This is a genomic window from Mesorhizobium sp. ES1-6 (genome assembly GCF_020164775.1).
Taxonomy (GTDB): Bacteria; Pseudomonadota; Alphaproteobacteria; order Rhizobiales; family Rhizobiaceae; genus Mesorhizobium.
The window spans coordinates 769,333-792,412 of sequence record NZ_JAIUGU010000002.1 but is presented as its reverse complement, the minus strand read 5'-3'; the positions used below and the strand labels follow the sequence as shown (position 1 = coordinate 792,412).

At 64.5% G+C, this 23,080-nt stretch carries 18 protein-coding genes; 8 read left to right on the top strand and 10 right to left on the bottom strand.

Going from position 1 to position 23,080, the window contains the following annotated elements; translation table 11 throughout:
* Positions 1 to 156: 156 nt before the first annotated feature.
* The 5 genes from LB564_RS08395 to LB564_RS08375 all read right to left on the bottom strand — a co-directional run bounded on the left by LB564_RS08395 (position 157) and on the right by LB564_RS08375 (position 6,233).
* Positions 157 to 1,686: a mercuric reductase gene (locus LB564_RS08395; protein ID WP_224536543.1), complete on the bottom strand. Its 1,530-nt coding sequence runs from the start codon at positions 1,684 to 1,686 to the stop codon at positions 157 to 159.
* Entirely contained in the window at positions 1,676 to 3,016 is a 1,341-nt protein-coding gene (locus LB564_RS08390) for a glucoamylase family protein (protein ID WP_224536541.1), read from the bottom strand. The genes LB564_RS08395 and LB564_RS08390 overlap by 11 nt, the downstream gene beginning before the upstream one ends.
* The gene (locus LB564_RS08385) at positions 3,009 to 4,487 is read right to left on the bottom strand and encodes a GH39 family glycosyl hydrolase (protein WP_224536539.1); all 1,479 of its coding nucleotides are present in this window, start codon (positions 4,485 to 4,487) and stop codon (positions 3,009 to 3,011) included. The genes LB564_RS08390 and LB564_RS08385 overlap by 8 nt, the downstream gene beginning before the upstream one ends.
* 60 nt (positions 4,488 to 4,547) lie before the next feature.
* On the bottom strand, positions 4,548 to 5,300 hold the full coding sequence (locus tag LB564_RS08380; RefSeq protein ID WP_224536537.1) for an SDR family NAD(P)-dependent oxidoreductase: 753 nt from the start codon (positions 5,298 to 5,300) through the stop codon (positions 4,548 to 4,550).
* A 123-nt stretch (positions 5,301 to 5,423) separates the two neighbouring features.
* Positions 5,424 to 6,233 (bottom strand): IclR family transcriptional regulator, encoded by an 810-nt coding sequence (locus tag LB564_RS08375; protein ID WP_224536535.1) that lies wholly within the window; start codon positions 6,231 to 6,233, stop codon positions 5,424 to 5,426.
* Positions 6,234 to 6,419: 186 nt separating this feature from the next.
* Between LB564_RS08375 and LB564_RS08370 the strand changes: the two genes are divergently transcribed.
* Genes LB564_RS08370 through LB564_RS08345 form a run of 6 tightly spaced genes read left to right on the top strand, consistent with a single transcriptional unit; the run spans position 6,420 to position 13,165 of the window.
* A complete protein-coding gene (locus LB564_RS08370; RefSeq protein WP_140709429.1) occupies positions 6,420 to 7,433 on the top strand; it encodes an ABC transporter permease in 1,014 nt (337 codons plus the stop codon).
* Between the two features lie 4 nt (positions 7,434 to 7,437).
* Positions 7,438 to 8,280 carry an ABC transporter permease gene (locus LB564_RS08365; RefSeq protein WP_224536533.1) on the top strand — a complete coding sequence of 281 codons (843 nt, stop codon included), beginning with the start codon at positions 7,438 to 7,440 and terminating at the stop codon, positions 8,278 to 8,280.
* A 3-nt stretch (positions 8,281 to 8,283) separates the two neighbouring features.
* On the top strand, positions 8,284 to 9,354 hold the full coding sequence (locus LB564_RS08360; protein WP_224536531.1) for an ABC transporter ATP-binding protein: 1,071 nt from the start codon (positions 8,284 to 8,286) through the stop codon (positions 9,352 to 9,354).
* Positions 9,351 to 10,388 carry an ABC transporter ATP-binding protein gene (locus tag LB564_RS08355; protein ID WP_224536529.1) on the top strand — a complete coding sequence of 346 codons (1,038 nt, stop codon included), beginning with the start codon at positions 9,351 to 9,353 and terminating at the stop codon, positions 10,386 to 10,388. The genes LB564_RS08360 and LB564_RS08355 overlap by 4 nt, the downstream gene beginning before the upstream one ends.
* Positions 10,389 to 10,438: 50 nt before the next feature.
* Complete coding sequence (locus LB564_RS08350) at positions 10,439 to 11,710, top strand: CaiB/BaiF CoA transferase family protein (protein WP_224536527.1); 1,272 nt, start codon at positions 10,439 to 10,441, stop codon at positions 11,708 to 11,710.
* 18 nt (positions 11,711 to 11,728) lie between these two features.
* Complete coding sequence (locus tag LB564_RS08345) at positions 11,729 to 13,165, top strand: NAD-dependent succinate-semialdehyde dehydrogenase (protein WP_224536525.1); 1,437 nt, start codon at positions 11,729 to 11,731, stop codon at positions 13,163 to 13,165.
* 24 nt (positions 13,166 to 13,189) lie between these two features.
* On the opposite strand, the gene LB564_RS08340 is transcribed toward LB564_RS08345, so the two are convergent.
* Both LB564_RS08340 and otnK read right to left on the bottom strand, forming a co-directional pair.
* Positions 13,190 to 13,828 carry a class II aldolase/adducin family protein gene (locus LB564_RS08340; RefSeq protein WP_224536523.1) on the bottom strand — a complete coding sequence of 213 codons (639 nt, stop codon included), beginning with the start codon at positions 13,826 to 13,828 and terminating at the stop codon, positions 13,190 to 13,192.
* A complete protein-coding gene (otnK, locus tag LB564_RS08335) occupies positions 13,828 to 15,192 on the bottom strand; it encodes a 3-oxo-tetronate kinase (protein WP_224536521.1) in 1,365 nt (454 codons plus the stop codon). The genes LB564_RS08340 and otnK overlap by 1 nt, the downstream gene beginning before the upstream one ends.
* Positions 15,193 to 15,341: 149 nt before the next feature.
* On the opposite strand from otnK, the gene LB564_RS08330 reads away from it, so the two are divergent.
* Positions 15,342 to 16,079, top strand: coding sequence for a GntR family transcriptional regulator (locus tag LB564_RS08330; protein ID WP_224536518.1), 738 nt, complete (start codon positions 15,342 to 15,344; stop codon positions 16,077 to 16,079).
* Between the two features lie 32 nt (positions 16,080 to 16,111).
* On the opposite strand, the gene LB564_RS08325 is transcribed toward LB564_RS08330, so the two are convergent.
* The 3 genes from LB564_RS08325 to LB564_RS08315 form a co-directional block, all read right to left on the bottom strand.
* Entirely contained in the window at positions 16,112 to 17,341 is a 1,230-nt protein-coding gene (locus tag LB564_RS08325; protein WP_224536515.1) for an aminotransferase class III-fold pyridoxal phosphate-dependent enzyme, read from the bottom strand.
* A gap of 118 nt (positions 17,342 to 17,459) precedes the next feature.
* On the bottom strand, positions 17,460 to 19,022 hold the full coding sequence (locus tag LB564_RS08320; RefSeq protein ID WP_411910166.1) for an ABC transporter substrate-binding protein: 1,563 nt from the start codon (positions 19,020 to 19,022) through the stop codon (positions 17,460 to 17,462).
* An 84-nt stretch (positions 19,023 to 19,106) separates the two neighbouring features.
* The gene (locus LB564_RS08315; RefSeq protein ID WP_140709450.1) at positions 19,107 to 21,281 is read right to left on the bottom strand and encodes a dehydrogenase E1 component subunit alpha/beta; all 2,175 of its coding nucleotides are present in this window, start codon (positions 21,279 to 21,281) and stop codon (positions 19,107 to 19,109) included.
* A 464-nt stretch (positions 21,282 to 21,745) separates the two neighbouring features.
* Between LB564_RS08315 and LB564_RS08310 the strand changes: the two genes are divergently transcribed.
* Positions 21,746 to 23,044 carry an O-antigen ligase family protein gene (locus tag LB564_RS08310; RefSeq protein ID WP_140709452.1) on the top strand — a complete coding sequence of 433 codons (1,299 nt, stop codon included), beginning with the start codon at positions 21,746 to 21,748 and terminating at the stop codon, positions 23,042 to 23,044.
* Positions 23,045 to 23,080 lie beyond the last annotated feature (36 nt).

Here is a 23,080-nt window from a genome sequence, read left to right as displayed (position 1 = left end):
TCGCGCCAGGAGAGACGGCGCAAGCTCTGTGGCAGACGACATTCACGAGGCCCCCGAAGCCGCAGAAATCAGCCTCGACTTGTTCAGCCGAACCGGGCTTTCGTCAAGCACTGGATCGCATTCCAACGCGGGTCCGGCCCGAACCGGACGCAAGGCTTATCGTCTGGACCACGCCAGCCAGTGCGCCGCCAGGCGCCTGCGCAACGAGGTGAGGCGTGTCCGCCTGTAGGCGTCGCCCGCCATCTTGATGCCTTGCGCCTGTGTCGGGAAGGGATGGATGACGTCGGCCAACACATGCAGTCCCATGCCCGATCTGATGGCCAGCGTCACCGCGTTGATCATCTCCCCGGCATGGCTGGCGACGACCGTCGCTCCAAGGATGCGGTCGGACCCTTCCCTGACATGGATCTTGACGAACCCTTCCTCCTCGCCATCCATCACGGCGCGGGCGACATCGTGCATCAGCACCGTATAGGTCTTGACCGGAATGCCGTTGCGCCGCGCCTCCAGGGGATAGAGGCCGACATGGGCGATCTCCGGATCGGTATAGGTGCACCAGGGAACGACGAGTTCGCTGAGCCTTTCGCGGCCACGAAACAGGGCATTGCGCACGACAATGCGCGCCGTTGCCTCGGCGGTATGGGTGAACTTGTATTCGAGGCAGACGTCGCCCGCCGCGTAGACATGAGGGTTGGTGGTCCGCAGAAAATCGTCGACCTGGATGCCTTTGGCGTCATGGGCAACGCCGGCCTCGTCGAGGCCCAGCCCATCGACATTGGGCGAACGGCCGACGCCGGTGATGATCTCGTCGACGGAGATCGTCGTCGTATCGCCGTCCCGCATCAGGTCGGCGACCTTGGCGGCACCTTCCCTGCGCACCGCCACCACTTCGGTGTTCAGGCGGACCTCGACCCCTTCGCGGGCCAGCGCGTCGGAGAGGATCTGCGCGGCGTCGCGTTCCTCGCCGGGCAGGAACATCGGATCGCTCTGCGCCAGGATGACCTTGGCGCCGAGCATGCAGAATGCCTGCGCCGTTTCGCAGCCAAGCGGCCCGCCGCCGATGACGAGTAGCCGCGGCGGGCATTGCGTCAGGTCGAACATCGTCTCGTTGCTGAGGTAACCCGCTTCGACCAGCCCCGGAATGGCAGGGAAGGCCGGACGGGCTCCCGTTGCAATCAGCGCCTTCTTGAAATGCAACGTGCTCTGCGCGACCCTGACCGTGTCGGGTCCGGCAAACCGCGCTTCGCCGAAATAGAGGTCGATCCCCTCCGAAACCAGGCTCGCGGCGGAATCGGCTCGGCTGAGCCGCCGCCGGATTTGCCGCATCCGTGTCATTGCCCGTTGAAAGTCGACGCGAAGATGGTTCGGCGGGTCGCCGCCGAAGCTCTCGGCATCGCGCATGTCGGCATAGAGCCTGGCCGTGCGGATGATCGACTTCGACGGAATGCCGCCGACATTGATGCAGGCGCCGCCGAGCAGCCCGCGCTCGATCAGCGCCACCTTCGCGCCAAGGCTCGCGGCGTCGCGCGCGGCGGTCAACCCGGCCGGCCCGGCACCGATGACGACGAGATTGTAGGGACCGTTCGGGGTCGGGTTCTTCCAGCGCGGGGGATGCGCGCTCCTGATCAGTTCGACGTCGTTGCGGTCGACCGGGAAGGCGGCGGCTCTCGTCGGCTCAAGCGCCATCGCGCCCTCCTGATGCCGGCCGCGACAGCCATCCGCCGGTGAAGCCGGCCTTGTCCAGGCCGCGGCGGATATGGGGGTTGGAACGCATCAGCTCCCAGATCAGGCCGGAACGGTGGTTCTCGATCATCATCACCGCTATGCCCTGGTCCAGACCGTAATGGCCTTCCGACACCCAGCCATCGCGGCCGAATTTCCGCCGGTTGGCCAATGTCGGATTGAACCCGCTCGGCAGCCGGAAATTGTCCATCACCTCCGGGTAACGATCGACGAGGTGGCGCATCGCCGCCAGGCAGATGTCGGGCGCGAAAGGCAATGACGCCGGATAGGACCATGGCGCGATCGTCCCGTCATCCGGTCCAAAAGGCGCGCCGCGCGCGGCATAGCCGGAAAAGCGGTGGGTCCGCCGCTCAACGCTGGCGCGGAAGCCGCCCGGTCCGTCCCCGGCCGAAAGGCCCCACAGGTTCTCGCCATAGCCGTCAAACCCGTAAGGATTGTGCCTTGCGTAATCCCGGTGAAGGTATGTCGCGCGGCGGCTGTTTTCGAAATAGTCCGAATTCTTCTCGCGCATGAAAGCGTCGCGGATGCCGGCGAAATCGATCCACGCATGCGAGAACTGGTGCATGAACAGTGGCCCGCCATAGAGCACGTCGTGGCCGTAGATGTTTTCCCACTGGTAGGTCGCCGTCCAGGCCTCGTAGCTGTCGTCCGACGTTGGGCGTTCCGGTGAGGCCATCGACAGCACATAGAGGATCGTCGCCTCGTTGTAGCCTTCCCAGCCATAATGCAGAAAGCCGCTCCTGGGCTTCCAGCCCTGGCGGAGCGTCGGGCTGCTGCCTTGCGCCCATCGCCAGTCGACGCGCCTGTAGAGCGCCTCGACCAACTGGCGGATTTCGGCCTCGTCGGCATTGTCGCCGGAAAAATAGGCGCCCGCCACCAGCATGCCGGCGATCAGCAGGGCGGTATCGACCATCGACAGCTCGCAGCGCCAGACCCGCAAACCGGTCCGCATGTCGAGGAAGTGGTAGTAGAAACCCTTGTGGCCGGTGACGTCGTGGCCACTGCCTTGCGTGCTGGCCTGGAAAAAACGTAGCGCCGCAAGGGTCAGCCGGGCAGCCGCGTCGCGTGCCATCCAGCCACGTTCGACGCCGATCGGATAGCAGGACAGGGCGAAACCGACGACGGCGATGCTGCACGGTGAATTCGGTCGCGACGTGTCGGCGACCAGCCCGTTGTCGGGGTTCACATTCTCCAGGAAATAGCCGAAGGCGGCGCGTTGATAGCGGTCCAGCAATTCGTTATCGGCCAGCGCGGCGGGATCTGCTCTAAGCAAACGACAAACACTCCAGCCTGATGGCCGCAACGCCCTGCGCAGGTACGGTGACATCGAACAGAACGGTATGATCGCTAAAGGCGATCGCTTGCGCCTGTTCCGGCATCGCAGAGGCCGCATGCAAATGCTCTACCATTGCTGGGCTCAGGTAATCTGGACTTCCCATTGTCAACCATAGCGCCTTGGGGTTGGCATTTGCTGCATCGACGCGTCGGATAGTCGCCGTCCCGGGCTGCCGTGCATTCTCAAGATGAATATGCACGGTCTCGTTCGCGATCGGATGGCGAGGCAAGGCGAAGTTGGAAATCAGCACGGTCAACGAATTTCCGTCGCGCACACACCAACTGTCGACGGTGGGGTGATTGCCTTGCGTGGATAGGATTTCGGTTCCAAGGCCATGCAGCATTTCGAAGGCACGGTAAGCCGGTTTGGCGACGCCGTGAAGGTTCATCAGGCCGAAACCGCCATGAAAGGGCCGGGATGGAAAATAATTCTCTTCGAAAATATCCGAAAACGTCCAGTAGCTGTAGCCCTGAACCAGCCCTTTCGCCTCCATGACCGTCTTGATGATGAACGCGGCGGCATAAGGCTCGTCGTGCATGTGGTCGCGCGGGTTCGACGATGTGCACCATTCGGTGTAGTAGAGCGGGCGGTCGCCTGCCTGCCGTCGCGCGGTGCGCGCTTCCTCGCGCAGGACGCTTCGCCTGCTTTTCGAGAGCTGGGCTTCGGTGTCGTCGCCAGGCTGGCCGAAGGCATCGGTTGGATAATGGTGGGTGCTGACGAAGTCCGCGGGAAGGCTGTTCTGGCCACAGTAAGCGATGAACTCATCGATCCAGGCATTGTCGGCCGTGGCTGGTCCGCCGACCTTCAACTGCGTGTCAATGGATTTGATAGCTCTTGCCGTGTAAGCGTATAGCTTGAAATAGTCATCCTGTTTGCCGCTGCCGAACGCCTTGAGATTGGGCTCATTCCAGACCTCAAAGAACCATTGCCGCACTTCGTCGAGGCCGTAGCGATCAACCCAGTGAGCGACGAGCTTCGAAATCAGCGTCGACCACTGATCGTAGTCCTTCGGTGCGCTGACATTGGCGCGATAGCGGAAGGCTATCTTTCCGGACGACGACAGCATTGTCGGCATGAAGCTCAGCTCGACGAAGGGGCGCATGCCGATCGACAGCAGGAAATCGAAGATTTGATCGGCATTGAAGAACGAATAGAGCGGCTGGTCGTCCTGGTCGATGAGCGTGCCCATGTCGTCGTCGAGCAACCCGTGAAAACGGACGTGGCGAAAGCCGAGCTCGCCGTGCGCCCGGCGCATCAGCGCCTGCCAATCCGCGCGCAGGGCGAGCGTCGCGTGGCCGCTACCGATCGTATGTTCCCAGAAATGGGGGAATTCCTCGCCCTGGACGCCGAGATCGCAGCGAAAAGTTGCCCGTGGAACTGTCTGAAATGGCTGCTCTGAACCTTCCATCGCTGACTATACGCCGGCCTGACATATTCGTTGCCTGCTCACGCGGATTTGTAGTTGCCCTCAGTAAGTGGCGCGGCCGCCGGACACGTCGAACACCGCACCCGTGGTGAACGAGCATTCCTCGGAGGCGATCCATGCGATCAGCGCCGCCACTTCCTCGACCTCACCGAAGCGCGCCATCGGTATCTTGGACAGCATGAAGTCGATGTGCTCCTGGCTCATCTGCTTGAAGATGGCGGTGCGCACGGCCGCCGGCGTCACGCAATTGACCGTCACCTTGGTCTTGGCCAGTTCCTTGCCGAGCGACTTGGTCAGGCCGATCACCGCCGCCTTCGAGGTGCTGTAGGCGGAGGCGTTGGGGTTGCCTTCCTTGCCGGCGATCGACGCGATGTTGACGATGCGGCCATAGTTGCGCTCGAGCATGTGCGGCACCAGCGCCTTGTTGCAGTAGAAGACGCCGTTGATGTTGATGTCGATGACCCCACGCCAATCCTCGGCCGAATAGGCCCAGGTCGTCATGTTCGGGCCGGTGATGGCTGCGCTGGTGACAAGGATGTCGACGCCGCCAAGGGCCTCGATCGTCGATTGCGCGGCAGCCTCCACGCTTGCCGCATCGGCAACGTCCAACGTCACCCCATGCAGGGAGGTAATGACGGCTTTCGCCTGTTCGATCTGCGCGGGATCGCGATCCCAGACGCTGACGCGCCCGCCTTCGTCGACGATCCTCTGGGCGACCGCGAGCCCGATGCCCGAGGCGCCGCCGGTAATCACCGCCGACCGGCCGGCGAAGCGTCCCGTGAAATTCATCGGCATGTTGTTCCCCTGTCCATGTTGGCTGAAGCCTGCACGCGTGATGGCCCGTCATCGGACTGTGAGGTGACCGCCGGCCGACTTCAAGCCGGCATGCGGCCGGATCGTCTGGGCCAACCGGCCCGATTACGGCGTGCTTCCCTCGAGCTGGTCGCGCAGTGCTTCCACCATCGCCACCAGCGCCGGGCCGATTTCGGCATGCGCGCGGGTCTCGGTGATGATTTCGCCGATGCCGCCGCAGGTGATGGCGACCAGCGGCGAGCCGTCACGCGGACGGAACGGCACGCCGACCGCGTGGATATAGCTGTGCCAAGCCCCGAACGAGGTCACGTAGCCGAGCCGCGCATGCTGGGCGATGGCGTCCTCGATCGCCGTCGCTATCATCGCGGCCTTGTCCGGCTCCGCCTCCTGCAGCGCCCGCACGAGACTGGCTCGCTCGTCGGGCAAAAGTCCTGCCGCGTAGGCCAGTCCCATAGAGGTCTTCCAGATCGGCAGGTACGAGCCTGGATTGAGCCGCAGCGTCACCAGGCTCTCCGACCGGCAATTGGCGAGGTAGACCATGTTGAGGCTGTCGCGCGTGCCGATCGCCACCGCCGCGCCGGTCAGGTCAGCCAGGGGCTGCATCAGCGGCCGCGCGATGTGGACCACGGCACTGGAGCTCAGCGCCGAATAGCCGAGCGCCACGGTCGCCGGCCCAAGCCTGTAGCGGCCGAGCTCCTTGTCGTAGAGGAGATAGCCGAGTGCGCTCAGCGTATAGGTGATGCGCGACACCGTGGCCTTCGGCAGACCGGTGCGCGCGATGATGTCCTGGTTGCCGAGCGAGGTGTCGCCCGGCCGGAAGGCGCGCAATATGCCGAGGCCGCGCACCAGCGACGAGGAAAGCTGCGCGCCTTCACCGTCAAGTTCGGCCTCATCCCGGGTCGCTCGCTTGCGCACGCTGGTGGTCTTTCTGGCGGAGTGTCCACCTGTCGGGCCGGTGCCTCCGGCGCGGTACGGTCAGAAATGAAATTAAATTCCATTTATATTGACAGCGGCTTTTGCAGCCTGTCAATATGTCCCCTCGATGGCATCTTCCAGCGCCTTGTGCCATCTTACGAAGCCCGTCCTTGTGAAGGTAGCCACGTGTCCCGCTATATTTTGCGCCGGCTTATCGCGATGCCGTTCCTGGTCCTCGGCATCGTCACCATCGCTTTCCTGATCACCACGGTGACCAAGGGCGATCCGCTGACCGCGATCGTCGCCGAACAGCAGATGAACAATCCCGAAGTGGTCGCCGCCGCCAAGGCGCGCTGGGGTTTGGATCGTTCCTTGCCGGAACGCTATATGATATATCTCGGCAATTTGATGAGTGGCGACCTCGGTACGTCCTTCATCACCAAGCGCAATGTCGGCACCGATATTCTCTACCGCTTGCCTGCAACGCTCGAACTGGTCTTCGCCGCCATGATCTTCGGCACCACGCTCGGCATTGTGCTCGGCGTGCTCGCCGCTTATTTCCGCAACAGCCTGATCGACCACGGCGCGCGGCTGTTCGCCTTGTTCGGCTCGTCGCTGCCGGTGTTCTGGTCGGGTCTCGGCCTGCTCTTCATCTTCTCGGTCATGTTGAACTGGCTGCCGGGGCCGGGCAGGCTGGATGCCCGGCTGCCGCTGCCGCCCGGCATCACCGGTTTCCTCACCATCGATTCGTTGCTGGCCGGCAATCTTACTGTCTTCAAGGATGCGCTGTGGCATCTGCTTTTGCCGGCCTTCGTGCTCGGCTGGACGGTGTCGGGAACCATATCGCGGCTGGTGCGCGCCAACATGCTGGACGTGATGAGCCGCGAATTCGTGCTCACCGCGCGCGCCAAGGGGGCGAGCGAATTCCGCGTCGTCATCGTGCACGCGCTGCGCAACACAATGGTGCCGACCCTGACCGTCATCGGCTACTCCTTCGCCTATCTGATTACTGGCGCGGTGCTGACCGAGACCATCTTTTCCTGGCCGGGCATGGGTTCCTATGCCGTCGAGGCGGCGCGCGCGCTCGATTTTCCGGCCATCATCGGCGTCACCATCGTCGGCGGCCTCGCTTTCCTGGTCACCAACCTCGTCACCGACATCCTCTACGTCGTGGCCAACCCGCGCGTCAGGCTGAGCTAGCGCCATGACGGCAGTCGTCACGAAATCCCGTTCCGCCGCCATTCCCGAATGGCTGACCGCGCCCTTGGTCATCGGCACGATCGTCATCCTGTTCTGGCTGTTCATGACCGTGTTCGCCAATCTGGTCGTGCAGTTCGATCCGCTCGAAATGGTGGCGCGCCGCCTGCAGCCGCCCAGTTGGGCGCATTGGCTGGGCACCGACGCGCTGGGCCGCGATGTGCTCGCCCGCACTCTTCACGGTGCGGCGCATTCGCTGCCGATCGCGGTCCTGGTCGTTGTCTCGGCCGTCGTCATCGGCTCGCTGCTAGGCGCGATTTCCGGTTTCGTCGGCGGCCTGACCGGCGCGGCGATCATGCGTCTCGTCGACGTCACCCTGTCCTTCCCGCCGATGCTTTTGGCCATGGCCGTCGCCGCCTCGCTGGGGCCGGGCCTTGGCAATGCGGCCATCGCCATGGTGCTGGTCTGGTGGCCGGTCTATGCCCGGCTGATGCGGGCGCAGGTGCTGGAGGTGAAGGAGCGCGAACATGTCGAGGCGGCGATCGCCGCCGGCGCCAGGCCGAGCCGCGTCCTGTTCAAGCATATTCTGCCGCTCTGCTGGACCCCGGTGCTGATCAGCGCCACCATGGATCTCGGCCAGGTCGTGCTGCTCGCCGCATCGCTCAGCTTCATCGGCCTTGGCGCGACGCCACCGACGCCCGAATGGGGCTCGATGATCTCCGACGGCGCCGTGCATTTCTATCAATGGTGGATCGCTTTCGGCCCCGGCGTCGCCATCCTCACCATCGTGCTCGGCTTCAATTTCATAGGCGACGGTCTGCGCGACATTCTCGATCCAAGGTCGGACTAGGCGATGAACGCACAGCTATCCTCCGTGCGCTCCGGCGCGGCCGAAATGCCAGGCGAACCGCTGCTGTCCATACGCGGATTGCGGGTCGGGTTCCGCAAGGCCGGCAGCCAGTTCGAGGCCGTGCGCGGCATCGATCTCGACGTCGCCAAGGGCGAGGTCCTCGGCATTGTCGGCGAGTCCGGCTCGGGCAAATCGGTCGGCATGCTCGCGGCCCTTGGCCTGACGTCGAAGAACGCGGTCGTCACCGGTTCCGTCCGCTTCAAGGGCGACGAACTGGTCGGCAAACCGGCGCGCGAAATGCGCAAGATCAGGGGCGCGCGCATCGCCATGATTTTTCAGGATCCGCTGTCGTCGCTGAATCCTGTGATGACCGTCGGCGCCCAGATTGCCGAAGCTGTCAGGCTGCATCAGCGCGTGACCCGCAAGCAGGCCATGGCGCGCGCGGTCGATCTGCTCAACCTGGTGTCGATCCCGCAGCCGGAACGCCGGGCCAGCCAGTACCCGCATGAATTCTCCGGCGGCATGCGCCAGCGCGCGGTGATCGCCATGGCCGTCGCCAACGATCCCGACCTCCTGATCGCGGACGAGCCGACCACCGCGCTCGACGTCACCGTGCAGGCGCAGATCCTGGCCGTGCTGCGTTCATTGCAGGAGCGGCTCGGTCTCGGCCTGGTGCTGATCACCCACGACCTCGGCGTCGTCGCCGGTCATGCCGACCGCGTCGCGGTCGTCTATTCCGGCCGTGTCGTCGAGCAGGCAACGGTCTCCGAACTCTTCGCCGATCCCCGCCATCCCTATACGCGCGGCCTCATCGCCTCGATCCCCAATTTGGAGGAAAGCCGTGAGCGGCTGTTCTCGATCGATGGCGCGCCGCCGGCCCTTGGCAGCTTGCCCGGCGGCTGCGCCTTCCATCCGCGCTGCATCCATGCCGAGGCACGCTGCCGGGAGCAGGACCCGCCATTGCTCGACCTGGGCGGCCGGTTCTCGGCCTGCCATTTCGCCACCACCTTGCCGCCCTTCCATGGCGCCTCGCTGGCGGCGGCAAGCCTGGAGACGGGAAGCCTGACCCCATGAGCGCAGCGGCCGAACACAAGACCGAAGCAGAATTGGCCCGGGCGCCCGCGCTGTCGGTCCGCCATCTCGTCAAGGATTTTCCGGTTCGCGGCGGGCTTGTCTTCGACCGCGCGGTCGCGCGTGTGCGGGCGGTCGCCGATGTCTCCTTCGACCTGGCTCCCGGCGAAACGCTCGGCCTTGTCGGCGAATCCGGTTGCGGCAAGTCGACCCTCGGACGCTGCCTGATGCGGCTGATCGAGCCGACCAGCGGCGAAAGCTGGTTTCGCGGCCAGAACCTTCTGGCGCTGAACCACGAGGACATGCGCCGGATGCGGCGTTACATCCAGCTCGTCTTCCAGGATCCATATGGGTCGCTGCATCCGCGCATGCGCATCGCCGACAACATCGCCGAGCCGCTGCGCATGAGCGACATGTCCAAGGCGGACCGCCGCGCCCGCGTCGCCGAGCTGCTCGAACTGGTCCGGCTCAATCCGGAGCACGGCAAGCGCTACCCGCACGAACTCTCCGGCGGCCAGCGCCAGCGTGTCGTCATTGCCCGCGCGCTCGCGCTCAACCCGCAAGTGGTGATCCTCGACGAGCCGGTCTCGGCGCTCGACGTGTCGGTACAGGCCGGCGTGCTCAACCTGCTCAAGGATATCCAGCAATCCTTCGGCACCTCCTATCTGTTCATCGCCCATGACCTGTCGGTCGTGCGACATATCTCGCACCATGTCGCGGTGATGTATCTCGGCAAGATCGTCGAGATCGCGCCGGCCGCCGAGCTTTATTCCAGGTCGCTGCATCCCTATACACAGGCGCTCTTGTCGGCGGTGCCGCTCGCCGATCCCGAAAAGGAACGCAAGCGTGAGCGGATCGTGCTGACCGGCGATGTGCCGAGCCCGCTCAACCCGCCGTCGGGCTGCCGCTTCCGTACACGTTGCTTCAAGGCGCAGGCGATCTGCGCCTCGGTGGAGCCGCCACTTGGGCCATCCGGCGAAAAGCACTGGGTCGCCTGCCACTTTCCGGAACCCGTCAACGCCTTCAAGGCTGCCTGACGAGCCTGCGAGGGCCGTCGCCACAATTACCCCGTGAAGGAATCTCGATCGTGACTGAAGACCAGCCCAACGACGCCGGCACGGCAAGCCGCAAGCGCCTGCCGCTGGAAGGCATCAAGGTGCTCGACCTCTCGCGCGTGCTCGCTGGCCCGTGGGCGACGATGAGCCTTGCCGATCTCGGCGCCGAGGTGTGGAAGATCGAGAACATCGATGGCGGCGACGACACCCGCGCCTGGTCGGTTCCGAGCTATAAAGGCGTCTCGACTTACTACCTCTCCGCCAATCGCGGCAAGCAGAGCATCGCGCTCGACATCAAGAGCCCGCAAGGCCTGGCGATCGTGCGCGAGCTGGCGGTCAAGGCCGATATAGTCGTCGAGAATTTCCGCGCCGGCACCGCCGACCGCCTCGGCGTCGGCTGGAAGGAACTCAGCGCCTCAAATCCGCGCCTGATCTACTGCTCGATCTCCGGCTATGGTCAGACCGGGCCCGATGCCAACCGTCCCGGCTACGACTTTGTCATGCAGGCCGAAAGCGGTCTGATGGCCATCACCGGCGAGAGCGACGGCGAGCCGATGCGGGTCGGCGTCGCCATCACCGACGTGGTCTGCGGCATGGTCGCCACCCAGTCGATCCTGGCCGCGCTTTTCGAGCGCGCCACGACAGGCAAGGGCCAGTTCCTCGACCTGGCGCTGATCGATTGCGCGCTCTCGCTGCTCATCAATGTCGGCAGTGGCTATCTCAACACCGGCCGCGAGGTCGCCCGCTACGGCAACGCGCATCCGACGGTGGTACCCTATCAGATATTCGAGGCTGCCGACGGAGGCTTCGCGCTCGCGGTGGGCAATGATCGTCAATTCGCCGCGCTCTGCGAGAAGGTGGTCGGCCTGCCGCATCTGGCTGGGGATCCGCGCTTCACCAAGGCCGGTGCGCGCGCCACCAATCGCGAAGCGCTGATCCCTGAACTGGCTGAAGCCTTCGTGACCCAAACGCGAGATTACTGGATGGCGGCCTGTGCCGCGGCGAGCGTGCCGGCTGGAACCGTGAAGTCGATCCCGGAAGTCTTCGACAGCCCCAACGTCCGCGAGCGCGGTCTCGTCCACACCTTGCCGCATCCGCATTTGGGTTCCGTCGCCATGGTGCGCCCGGCGCAGGGGCTGGCCGCGCAGCTGACCGCCGATTTCACCGCGCCGCCGATGCTCGGCCAGGACACGGCGGCCGTGTTGACCGATGTCCTCGGCTACAGCGCTCAAACCATCGAGCAACTGATCGGCGCTGGCGCCATCGGCGTTTACACGCCTGCCGCCGAGTCCGTTTCCGCCTGACCTTTTACGGAGCCTGCCATGTACCCCGACGTCCATCTCCACATTGACGGCTCATGGCGGCCGGCGCGCGATGGCCGCACCATGCCCATCGTCAATCCGGCGACGGAAAGCCAGCTCGGTTCGCTGGCCCATGCCGGTATCGATGATCTTGACGAAGTGCTCGACGCCGCCGCCAAAGGGTTCGAGACCTGGCGGCGCGTCTCGCCTTTCGACCGCTCCAAACTGATGCGCAAGGCCGCCGACATCCTGCGTGGGCGCAACGAGCACGTCGCCACGCTGATGACGCTGGAGCAGGGGAAACCGATCGCGGAATCGCGCATGGAGGCTTTCGCCGCCGCCGACATCATCGACTGGTTCGCCGAGGAAGCGCGCCGCGCCTATGGCCGCATCGTGCCCCCTCGGTTCGAGGGTGTCAGCCAGACGGTGGTCAAGGAGCCTGTCGGCCCGGTGGCGGCCTTTACGCCGTGGAATTTCCCGCTCAACCAGGCGGTGCGCAAACTTTCCGCCGCACTTGCCGCCGGCTGCTCGATCATCGTCAAGGGTCCGGAGGAAACGCCGGCTTCCCCCGCCGAACTGGTGCGCGCCTTCGTCGATGCCGGCCTGCCCGATGGGGCCGTTCAACTCGTCTACGGCACGCCGGCCGAAATCTCGGCCTATCTCATTCCCCATCCGGTGATCCGCAAGATCTCCTTCACTGGTTCGACGCCGGTCGGCAAGCAGCTGGCATCGCTTGCCGGTCTGCACATGAAGCGAGCGACGATGGAGCTTGGCGGTCACGCGCCGGTCATCGTCCTGCCCGACGCCGATCTCGACCGCGCGGCACGCTCGATGGTGGCGGCGAAATTCCGCAATGCCGGTCAGATCTGCGTGGCGCCGACGCGCTTCCTCGTCGACCATGCCGTCTATGACGAGTTCGTCGGCCGCTTTGCCGAGGCGACCGGCAAGATCAAGGTCGGTGATGGCCTGGCCGAAGGGACGACCATGGGACCGCTCGCCAATCCGCGCCGCGTGCAGGCGATGGAGGAACTGGTCCACGACGCCGTGCAGAAAGGCGCCGAGCTCGTCACCGGCGGCAAGCGCATCGGCAATTCGGGCTATTTCTTCGAACCGACAATCCTGTCTGGTGTCGGCACCGATGCCCGCGCCATGAATGAGGAACCGTTCGGGCCGCTGGCGCTGATGACACCGGTGAGCGGACTGGACGAGGCGCTCGCCGAAGCCAACCGGCTGAACTACGGTCTCGCCGCCTATGGCTTCACCCGGTCATCGGCAAGCGCCGCGAGAATGTCGTCGGGCATCGCCAGCGGCATGGTCTCGATCAATCACTATGGCCTAGCGCTACCGGAAGTGCCGTTCGGCGGTATCAACGATTCCGGCAATGGCACCGAGGGCGGCGCCGACGCGCTGGAGAGCTATCTCAACGCGAAGTTCGTCTCACACCTGCAAGTGGAATGAGGCGAAGCGTGTCCGGGGGCCGGCTTACTTCTGCTGGCCGTAGGTCTTGTAGCGGCCGCGAATGGCGGCAAGCTCGCTGCCTTCGATCAGCACCGGCGTGCCGGCACTGCGCGCCAGCAGATATTGTCGTGCCAGGGTTTCGAGCTTGATGGTGCGGATGAGCGCCGTGCCGAGGTCGCCGCCGAAAGCGATCATGCCGTGATTGGCGAGCAGGCAGGCATTGCGGTCTTCGAGCGCGACGACAGCCGCCTTGGCCAACTCGCTTGACGCGAACAGCGCGTAATCCGAACAGCGCACATCGTCACCGCCGAAGCCCGCCACCATGTAGTGGAACAGCGGCAGCCCTTCGCGCAGGCAAGACAGCGCCACGCAATGGTCGGGATGCGCATGCACCACGGCGCCGGCATCGGGGAAAGCCTTGTAGATTTCGGCGTGCATCTCCCACTCGCTCGATGGTCTGAATGGGGCGTCCCAAGACCCGTCGAGCCGCATCGGCACCATCTGCTCGGGCCGGAGCGCGCTCGTGGCGATTCCTGTCGGCGTGATCAGCATGCCGTCCGCCGTGCGCACGCTGATATTGCCTGTCGTGCCGACATTCATGCCGCTCGCGTCCAGCGTCTCGGTCGCCCCTATCAGCGCTGCGCGCGCGGTCTCGATATCCATCACGATGCTTTCCCTGTGGTGGCATTGACTGGCGGCCATGTGCCGATGGCCGGCGCGATGGCGCTCGACCGTGTCATGTCTTGCAGAACGTCCGCGAAAATGTCGGGACCGCCGAGCTTTCCCGATTTCAGCATCAGCGCCAGCGGATCCCCGGGCAAACCGGGGAGGTCGGCGATGGCGCGCGACAGACCGGGACCTTCATAGGCGCCCATGGCGATGCGGTCGATGCCGAGCGCCTTGACCACCGAGCCGGCGGTCTCGCCGCCGGCGACGACCAGCCGCCTCACGCCGAGGTGGCGCACCAGAATTCGTGCGATATCCGCCAGGATCTCTTCTGCTTTCGCGGCCACCGCCTCGCGGCCATGCGCCCGCTGCAGCGCCTCGACACTTGCCTGCGGTGCGGTCGTGGCGATCGCGATCATCGCATTGGGCAGATGCCGTTTGGCAAAGGCCCGCGCCTGCGCCACGACATCGGCGCCGGCGAAGGCGCTGGCAAGGTCGATCGTCAGCACGGGATTGCCCTGCGCGAAGCGGCAGAGCTGTTCGATGGTGCGGTCGGCGACGCTGCCGGCAAGCACCGCCGCCGGACCGTCCACGGCTGGCAGACCGGCTGGGACGAGCTCTTTCCTGTCGAGCAATTCGTGTGCCAGCCAGGCCGGCGGGAGATGCGCCGCGACCGAGGAATTGCCGGTCATCAGCGGCAGATCGAAGGCCGCTTGCGCGATTGCCGCCAGGTCGCGCTCGCGGATCGTGTCGGTGACCAGCAGCGTCTCGCCGCGCGCGCTTTTCTCCCGCATGGCGGCGCGGATCGCCTCCGGGCCGGCATCGACGGTGACGTAAGGCACCAGCCCGGCCTTGCCCCTGCTTTGCACCTGCAGGACACGCACCAGATTGGAATCGGTCATCGGCGTCAGCGGATCGAAGCGCTTGGGCGATTCGGCCAGCAATTGCGCGCCGCCGAACATATGGCCCTGATAGACCGTGCGGCCGGTTTCGCACAGCGCCGGCGTGAAGAGGGTCACGCTGCCGCCGAGCCGCTCCAGCAGCGCCTCCGCGCACGGACCGATATTGCCGGCGGGCGTCGAATCGAAGGTGGCGCAATATTTGAAGAAGATCTGCCGCGCGCCCGCTTCGACCAGGCGGTCGGCGGCCTCGATCACCTGGCGCACCGCGTCGGCGGCGGCGATGACGCGGGTCTTGAGCAGGATCACATGCGCTGTCTTGCCGGGCAGGATCGGTGCTTCCAGCCCGACCGTGCATCCGGTCGCAACGCCGCGCGCCACCAGCATGGAGGCGAGTTCCGTGCCGCCGGTCAGGTCGTCGGCGATGGCGCCGAACAGAAGGGAGGGCTTCGACGCGGTCATGCGGCTCGTTTCCTTGCCTCATTGATGTCGATGGCCTTTCTGATGTCGATGGCCTGTCTGATGTCGGTGGTCAGGCCGCACGTGATATCATATACACAGCCCGCTCGACGCGGGTGATGCCTGCGCCCCGGCAAGGACGGAGACTGGATGTGACTGCTTCCATCGCGCCGATCGCGCGCGACAATCTGACGACCCGCGTTTACGAAGAGCTTCGCCGCGCCATGATGGAAGGCCGTTTCTGGCCGGGCCATCGCTTCAAGATCCGCGACCTCGCCGCCAGCCTTCAGGTGTCCGAAACGCCGGTGCGCGAGGCGCTGATGCAGCTGGTGCGCGAGAAGGGCCTCGAGATGGAGGCCGGCCGTTCGATCAACGTCGCCCAGTTGTCGCTCGCCCAGTATCTGGAGCTGCGCAGCATCCGCCTGCACCTCGAAGGCATGGCCGGTGCCGCGGCCACAACGCGTATCGAGCCGCGCGAAATCGACCGTCTGACGGTGGTGCATGAGAAGCTGATTGCCAACGAGGACAATGGCCGCTGGTTCGAGGCCGTCCGCGACAATTGGGAATTCCACCACTCGATCTACCAGGCGGCCGGCATGCCTGAACTGCTCGCCATCATCGAGGGCATTTGGCTGCGCAACGGACCGCTGGTCAACTATCAATACCCGCATGCCAGGCCGACCTATGACGGCCGCCACCGCCATCTCGACATCTTGGATGCATTGCGCGCGCGCGACGAGAACGGCGTGCGCAAGGGTATCCAGCAGGACATGCTCGAAGGCGGCCGCCTGCTGGTCAAGGTGCTGGAACGGCTGAATGATGGCTCGGTGACGCCCGAAGAGCTGCGCGCGGCGGCCCAGAACGGCCGCCTGGTTTCGGCGGCCGGCTGAGTCTTTTCCACGCACGCGCGGCACGTGGCAGCTCACGCTGCATTCGCGGCGGCGGCCATGCCGGCGTCGGCGGCCTGCAGCACGAGGTCGATATCCCTGTCGGTATGCGCGGCGCTGAGGAACATGTTGTGCCGGGGGTGGAAATAAGCGCCCTCACGCAAGGCCGCCGAGCAGAAGGCGTTGGCCAGTTTGAATTCGGCGTCGCCATCGAAGAGCACCATCGGCATCGAGGAGGGGCCGGTCTGGCGAAGCAGCAAGCCGTGCTTTTTCGCTGCCACGTCGAGGCCTGAACGCAGCCTGTCGCCGGCCTGCGTCATGCGGGTTACCGCGCCCGTGTCGCGAAGCGTGTTGATCGTGGCGATGGCCGCCGCCATGGCGACGGCGCCATACCAGAACGAGCCCGTTACATAGACCTTTGTCGCGGCTTCGCGGAAACGGTCGGTGCCGGTGATGGCGGCAAGCGGATAGCCATTGGCGATCGCCTTCGAGAAGGCCGACAGATCCGGCCGCACGCCGAGCGGTTCCCAGCTACCGCCGAGATCGATGCGGAAGCCTGCCCGGACATCGTCAACGATCAGCGCCGCGTCGGCGGCGGTGCAGAGTTCCCGTGCCCGTTTGGCGAAATCGGCCGTCGGCAGCTCCTGGTCTCGGGCGATGTCATGCCGGAACGCGGTAACGATGACGGCGGCAAGGTCGTTGCCGGCCTGCTCGACGGCTGATTCCAGGCTGGCAACGTCATTGTAGTCGAAATGGATGAGATGGGCGCGGTCCTCTGCGGTGACGCCGGCGAGCGAGGGCGTGCACCATGGCACCGCACCATGATAGGAGCCACGCGCGACCAGCACCTTGCGTCGTCCGGTGCCGGCGCGCGCGATGGTTACGCAGGCCGTGGTGGCGTCCGTGCCGTTCTTCTGCAGCATCGCCCAGTCGGCATGGGCGAGGGTCTTGACCAGCAGTTCGGCGAGTTCAACCAGCACTTCACCGGGGCCGTTCATCGCGTCACCGAGGCGGCGCTGCCGTGCGGCCGCTTCCTCGACTGCCTGATGGTGGTGGCCGAGAATGTTCGGCCCCCAGCTGCACATCAGGTCGATGTATTCGCGTCCATCGACGTCCCAGACCCGGCAGCCGTCGGCGCGCTCGAAGAACTGCGGATAGGCGGAGCCGAGATAGCGCGTGGCCATGTGCCCCCACATGCCGCCCGGAATGACCGAGGCGGCACGCTCGCGCAGCATCTGGTCCTTGGAGTTGATCAGGGAAGGCATCGGGAGTCTCCGCTCGTTGATATATCATATATTATATTCGAATGCTGGAAGCTTCGGATTTCCGATCTTCCAAGGTGGAAACGGGGGGCGGGGGTCCCCCCCCCCCACTACCGTTTCCTCAATGGCTGAGTTCGGCCAGCGGCATGTTGCAGCAGGCGCTGTAGCGCACGCCCTTGACGTCGGACTTGTAGGCCAGGATCAGGTTCGGACTGACCAGCGGCAGGATCACCCTGTCCTTGATCATCTCCTCGCCGGCCTGGTGCCAGAGCTTGGCGGCCTCATCGCCGCTCGCCGCGAGCGCCGCCTTGTAGAGTTCGGACTCCTTCGGGTTGAGCACCGACGGCTCGCGCTCCGCGCCGGCGCGGCGTGCCCACGGGCTGCCCTTGGTCATGGCGAAATACTCGATGTACTGCGAGGTGCCGTAATAGTCCGGCGCGTAGAACACGGCCGTCATCGGGATGCCGTCGCCATTGATGCGCTCGCGCCAGTTGGCGAAGGGGATAGGCTGCAGGTCGAGCTTGATGTTGACCTTGGCCAGATCCTGCTGGACCTTTTGCATCAACAGCGACAGGTCGACGCCGTAGACGTTCATGCCCGGGAAGGCCGCTTCCATCTCGAAGCCGTCGGCGTGGCCGGCCTTGGCCAAAAGGTCCTTTGCCTTGGCGAGGTCATAGGGCTGCGCCTCAAAGCCCGAGCCGCCGGGGAAACCGAGCGGGATCGGCGCGCTGATCAGCTGGCCCTCGGAGCCGATGGTGAAGTCGAGGATGCTGGGGCGGTCCAGCGCCAGCGAGATCGCCTCGCGCACCTCGGGCGTCAGCGGCACCTTGTTGGCCTTGGCGCCCGGCGACAATGCCACGTAGATGAAGTTGTAGGACGGCACCGTCTCGATCTTGACGTCGCTGCCCGTCATCGTCTTGGCCGTGTCGGGATCGATCTGCATGGCGATGTCGGCGGTGCCGCTCTGCAGCATCTGCGCCTGCGCCACGGCGTCCTTGGTCTGACGGATGACGACTTCGCTCAGCGCCGGTGCCTTGCGCCAGTATTTGTCGTTGCGCACCAGGCGCACTTCCGAATTGGGCTCGTAGGATTTCAGCACGAACGGCGCGCTGCCGGCCGAATGCGCCAGGAACCAGGCTTCGGCATTGTCGGTGGTCGAAGCGTCCGCGCCGGCCTTGGCGCCGGCTTCGGAAGCGACCTTGCTGTTGACGACGGCCGTGTAGGGCGCGGCGGCGATATTGAGGAATTCCGAACTCGGCGCCACCATCTTGACCACGACCGTATGCGCGTCAGGCGTCTCGATCGAGGCGACATTGTCCATCAGGAACGAGGCGCTGCCCTTGAGGTTCTTCAGCCGCTCCCACGACCATTTCACGTCCTTGGCCTCGACCGGCGAGCCGTCGGCGAATTTGGCGGCCGGATCGAGTGTGAAGGTGAAGCTGGTCTGGTCGGCATTGCCTTCCCACTTGGAAGCCAGCAGCGGGATCAGCTTGTTGTCCTTGTCCAGCGTCAGCAGCGATTCATAGACGCTCGAATTGTAGATCTGGCAAGTGTCGCAAAAGGCGCGGTGCGGATCGAGCGAGTTGAGGTCGATGTTGCGCGCGATGACCAGAGGCTTCTCGCTCTGCGCGAAGGTCGCGGGTGCCCAGAAGGCACTGGTGGCCAGAAGCACGGCCGCCAGCATGGTTGCCCTGGTCTTGTGTCTCGGTAGCATCGTCATGTTCATTCTCCCATTTTCTTGTCGGATCATTGTGGCAATGCGTTCGCTCTACCCGCCCACGCCAGTGAGGGATCGAAGCGCGGCCTTGAGCTTGTCGGCGCCGCCCAATGCGGCCCGGTTCAGCGGGGCCGATACGACAGGAGCCGAGAGGCTTCCCGTCACATGCAGGATCTCGTGGTCGAGATAGTCGAACACGCGGTCCTGAATCTCCTGCGTCAATCGCCCGCCGAGCGACAGCCCGCGCTGCACCTGTTCGACGATGGCGACCCGGTTTGTCTTGCGGATAGAAGCTTCCACCAGCGGCCAGTCGAGCCCGGTCGGGTCGAGGCTGCGCAGGTCGATGATCTCGGCATCGACGCCGCTTTCCTCGGCCACCTGCATGGCCAGCGAAACCATGCTGGCGCTGGTGAGCAAGGTGCAGGCACTGCCCGGCCTGACGATCTTGCCTTTGCCCAATCGCACGCAATAGTCGCGGTCGTCGGTTGGTAAGGGACCTTCGCTCGCAAACAGTTCGACATGTTCGATGACGACGACCGGATCGTCGCATTTCAACGCCGAATTCATCAGGCCGACATAGTCGAAGGGCGTCGTCGGCGCGACGATGCGCCAGCCCGGATAGAGCGCGAACAGGCCGGACGGATCGCCCGAATGCTGCGAGCCGTAGCCGGTGTGCGGCGACACCCGCACTCGCACCACGATCGGTACCGGAAAGCCGCCGCCGAACATGTGGCGCACCTTGCTCACCGCGTTGAACAACTGATCGGCCGCGACCAGGCAGAAGTCGCCGAACATGATCTCGACGATCGGACGAAGGCCGCAGAGTGCCGCGCCAAGCGCCACGCCGACAAAACCGTTCTCCGCGATCGGCATGGCCAGCACGCGTTCGGGCCAGCGCTCCAGCGCGCCCTTGGTGGCGCCAGACACACCGCCGCGCAGCCGATGCACATCCTCGCCCATGATGACGATGCGCGGGTCCTGTTCCATGGCGCGTGCGATGACTTCCGACGCGGCGGCCATGAACTTGACTGGCCGGGTCTCGGCCGGCGGCAGGTCCTCGATTTCCAGGAAATGCTCGTCCTTCAGTTCCGACAGGTCGCCGCGGATCTGGTTGTCGACCTCTTCGGCGCTTGGCCACAAATGATCGGGAATGCGCAACGCATTGCCGCTGGTTTCGGTCAGTGTGTCAGCTGCGGTGTTGACCACCTCCATGACGCGCTGCTCAAGGGTCGCGAGATCGGACCCATTGAGCACGCCCATCGTCTTCAGGCGCGCCGCCATGGTGACAAGCGGGTCGCGTGCCTTCCAGGCATCCTCCTCGGCGCGCGTGCGATAGCCGAACTCGCTGCCCGGCCGTGCGCCGCTCTGATGCAGGAAGCGGTAGCAGAGCGCTTCGACCAGCACCGGGCCGCCTTCCTCCTCGATCGTGCGCCGCGCCTCGCACATGGCGTGGTGCACGGCCAACACATCCATGCCGTCGCATTCGATGCCGCGAAACCCCAGCATCGGACCGCGTGAGGCGAGACGCGTCTCGCGCGTCTGCTCGTTGACATGGGTGGAGACGGCATAAAGATTGTTTTCGGCGAAGAAGATGACCGGCAGCCTGTAGAGTGCGGCTATGTTCATCGCCTCATAGGCCGGACCCGCCATCATCGTGCCGTCGCCGAAAAAGGCGACCGAGATGTTGCCGGTGCCGAGCAGTTTGTCGGCCAGCGCATAGCCGGCCGCATGCGGCAGGTTGCCGCCGATGATGGCACTGGTGCCGGGAATGCCGGAGGCGTCATCACGCATGTGCATCGAGCCGCCGCGCCCGCCGCAATAGCCCGCATTGAGGCCCATGATCTCGGCCATCAGGCCGCGCACCGAGCCCTGCATGTCCGGATTGAAATCGTCGCGTAGCGGATCGAATTGCGGCGGCGTCCGCGCGTTGACCAGCTTTGCCAGCACCTGATGGTGGGCGCGGTGGGTGCCGTTGATGCGATCGCCGGTGCGCAGCATGGACATCGCGCCGACCGCCGTGGCCTCCTGCCCGATGCTGGCATGCGCCGGCCCATGCACCAACCCGGCATTGGCCAGGTCGAGCACCTTTTCCTCGAACCGGCGGATCAGCAGCATCTGGTGGTACCAGCGCACCAGGCTCGGTACCTCGGCGCTGGCCCAGTCGGACTCCCCGACCTCGAGCCGCGACCAGGGCGCCGATGGCTGGATCGCTGTCTGCTGGACCATTTACGCTAGTTCCATTCTGGTAGATGATATATCAATATTTTCTCACTCGATTGCGGCAGGTATTTTCTGGGCACCGTCATCGCTTTGCGGATCTGCCCGAACAAATGGAATTAAATTTCATTTTTCGTGCGAAGCCGAGACTAAGCCGGGACGGCGCTGTTTCGCAAGAGGGAATTTTCGGGACATCCGACCCGTCGGCACACCGTTTGGTGTCGTCTTCGGTTCGGCCGACGCTGTTTGTCCGATTGCCGTCCGGCTTGTCGATGGCCGTCCGATGGCCAGGCGATCTCTCGGCGATCGCCCGGCTGTAAGACAAGGTGACCGGATTTGCCATTGAGCGTGGGGTGCGATAGGTTATATTGCACTGCACAATGGAGACGCCGTTTCTTGTACGCCCCTGTTTGCGGATATGCCGGCTGGTTTGCGGCCTGCCGGTTCCGGGTCGTGTCGACGGGACCCTTTAGATGAAAATTCCCAAATCCCTGCTCGTCGATCCCGAGAAGAATTCGGTCTATGGCAGCTTTGCCGTTGCCGTCTCGATCTGGGCGTTCTCCTATTCGGTCATTTTCGGCCAGGTGCTGATCCTGGCTTATTATGTCGTCTGGCTTCCGCTCATCCTGGTCGACTACCGGCGCTTCCTCAGGCAATTGTCCAGTGCCTGGCTGCCGCTGCTGTTCGCGGCCTATGTCTGCTTCTCCGTGTTCTGGTCGCAGGCGCCCGGCATCACCGCCAGGACGGCGATCCAGTACTGTTCCCATATCGCCTGCGCCTATGTCGCGGCGCGCGCCATCAGCGTGCGTACCCTGACGATAGGCGCCCTGGTCGGCATATTCTTCGTCCTGCTCTATTCGCTGAAGGTCGGCGCCTATTCCGAGGATGTGCTTGACGGCACCTATAATTTCGTCGGCGCCTTTGCCTCGAAGAACCAGATCGGCTTCGTCGGCTCGCTCGGCATCTATTTCTCCGTCGTGTTCCTAGCATTTCTGCGGCGTGGTCGGCTGAGCTTCATGCTGACCGTGCCCGTCGTGCTGTTATCGGCCTATGTTCTGGTCGTTTCGCATTCCGCCACCTCGATGGCCTCGATACCGGCGGTTCTGGCGCTGGTGGCGCTGCTTGCGATGAGCAAGCTTTTGTCGCGGCGCTATCGCCGGGTGATCTTCCTGGTCGGCGCCGGCATGATCGTCGTTGTGGCCATCGTCGCCCTCAATCTGGGGCTCATGGACTTCGTGCTTGGCATCTTCGGCAAGGATTCGACGCTCACCGGGCGGACCTATCTGTGGGAGCAGGGCTGGAACGCCGCGATGCGGTCGCCGATTCTCGGCGTCGGCTACGCCGCCTATTGGGTGCAGGGCTTCGCCGAGGCCGAGCGGCTGTGGAACGAATTCTACATCAGCACCCGCACCGGCTTCCATTTCCACAACACCTATGTCGAAGCCCTTGTCGAACTCGGCTTCACCGGGGCGGTGCTGATATCGCTGATCATGCTGCGCACGCTCTTCGGCCATATCGCGGCGGTGGTCTTCAAGACATGGCAGGCCGAGTCGGTGGTTCTCATCGGCGTGATGGTGCTGCTGCTCATCCGCTCCTTCGTCGAGGTCGAGATCCTCAACCCCTACATCATGGGTTCCTTCCTGATGTATTTCAGCTTCTTCAAGCTGGCGCGGCTGCCGGTCACCCGCACGCGATGGTCCCCGTCTTTCGAGCCGGCGGATGCGAAGGGCACAGAGGCGGCCTGGCCTCACCGTACGGCGGCGGCCGAGTAAATGCCGGCCGTCCGCTAAAGCAATTCCAGGAAATGT

Bases quoted from the DNA above. Each gene is read 5' to 3' on its own strand.
- LB564_RS08395 (WP_224536543.1), bottom strand. From the start codon at position 1,686: ATGGCGCTTGAGCCGACGAGAGCCGCCGCCTTCCCGGTCGACCGCAAC.
- LB564_RS08385 (WP_224536539.1), bottom strand. From the start codon at position 4,487: ATGGAAGGTTCAGAGCAGCCATTTCAGACAGTTCCACGGGCAACTTTT.
- LB564_RS08380 (WP_224536537.1), bottom strand. From the start codon at position 5,300: ATGCCGATGAATTTCACGGGACGCTTCGCCGGCCGGTCGGCGGTGATT.
- LB564_RS08365 (WP_224536533.1), top strand. From the start codon at position 7,438: ATGACGGCAGTCGTCACGAAATCCCGTTCCGCCGCCATTCCCGAATGG.
- LB564_RS08360 (WP_224536531.1), top strand. From the start codon at position 8,284: ATGAACGCACAGCTATCCTCCGTGCGCTCCGGCGCGGCCGAAATGCCA.
- LB564_RS08355 (WP_224536529.1), top strand. From the start codon at position 9,351: ATGAGCGCAGCGGCCGAACACAAGACCGAAGCAGAATTGGCCCGGGCG.
- LB564_RS08345 (WP_224536525.1), top strand. From the start codon at position 11,729: ATGTACCCCGACGTCCATCTCCACATTGACGGCTCATGGCGGCCGGCG.
- LB564_RS08340 (WP_224536523.1), bottom strand. From the start codon at position 13,828: ATGGATATCGAGACCGCGCGCGCAGCGCTGATAGGGGCGACCGAGACG.
- otnK (WP_224536521.1), bottom strand. From the start codon at position 15,192: ATGACCGCGTCGAAGCCCTCCCTTCTGTTCGGCGCCATCGCCGACGAC.
- LB564_RS08325 (WP_224536515.1), bottom strand. From the start codon at position 17,341: ATGCCTTCCCTGATCAACTCCAAGGACCAGATGCTGCGCGAGCGTGCC.
- LB564_RS08320 (WP_411910166.1), bottom strand. From the start codon at position 19,022: ATGCTGGCGGCCGTGCTTCTGGCCACCAGTGCCTTCTGGGCACCCGCG.
- LB564_RS08315 (WP_140709450.1), bottom strand. From the start codon at position 21,281: ATGGTCCAGCAGACAGCGATCCAGCCATCGGCGCCCTGGTCGCGGCTC.
- LB564_RS08310 (WP_140709452.1), top strand. From the start codon at position 21,746: ATGAAAATTCCCAAATCCCTGCTCGTCGATCCCGAGAAGAATTCGGTC.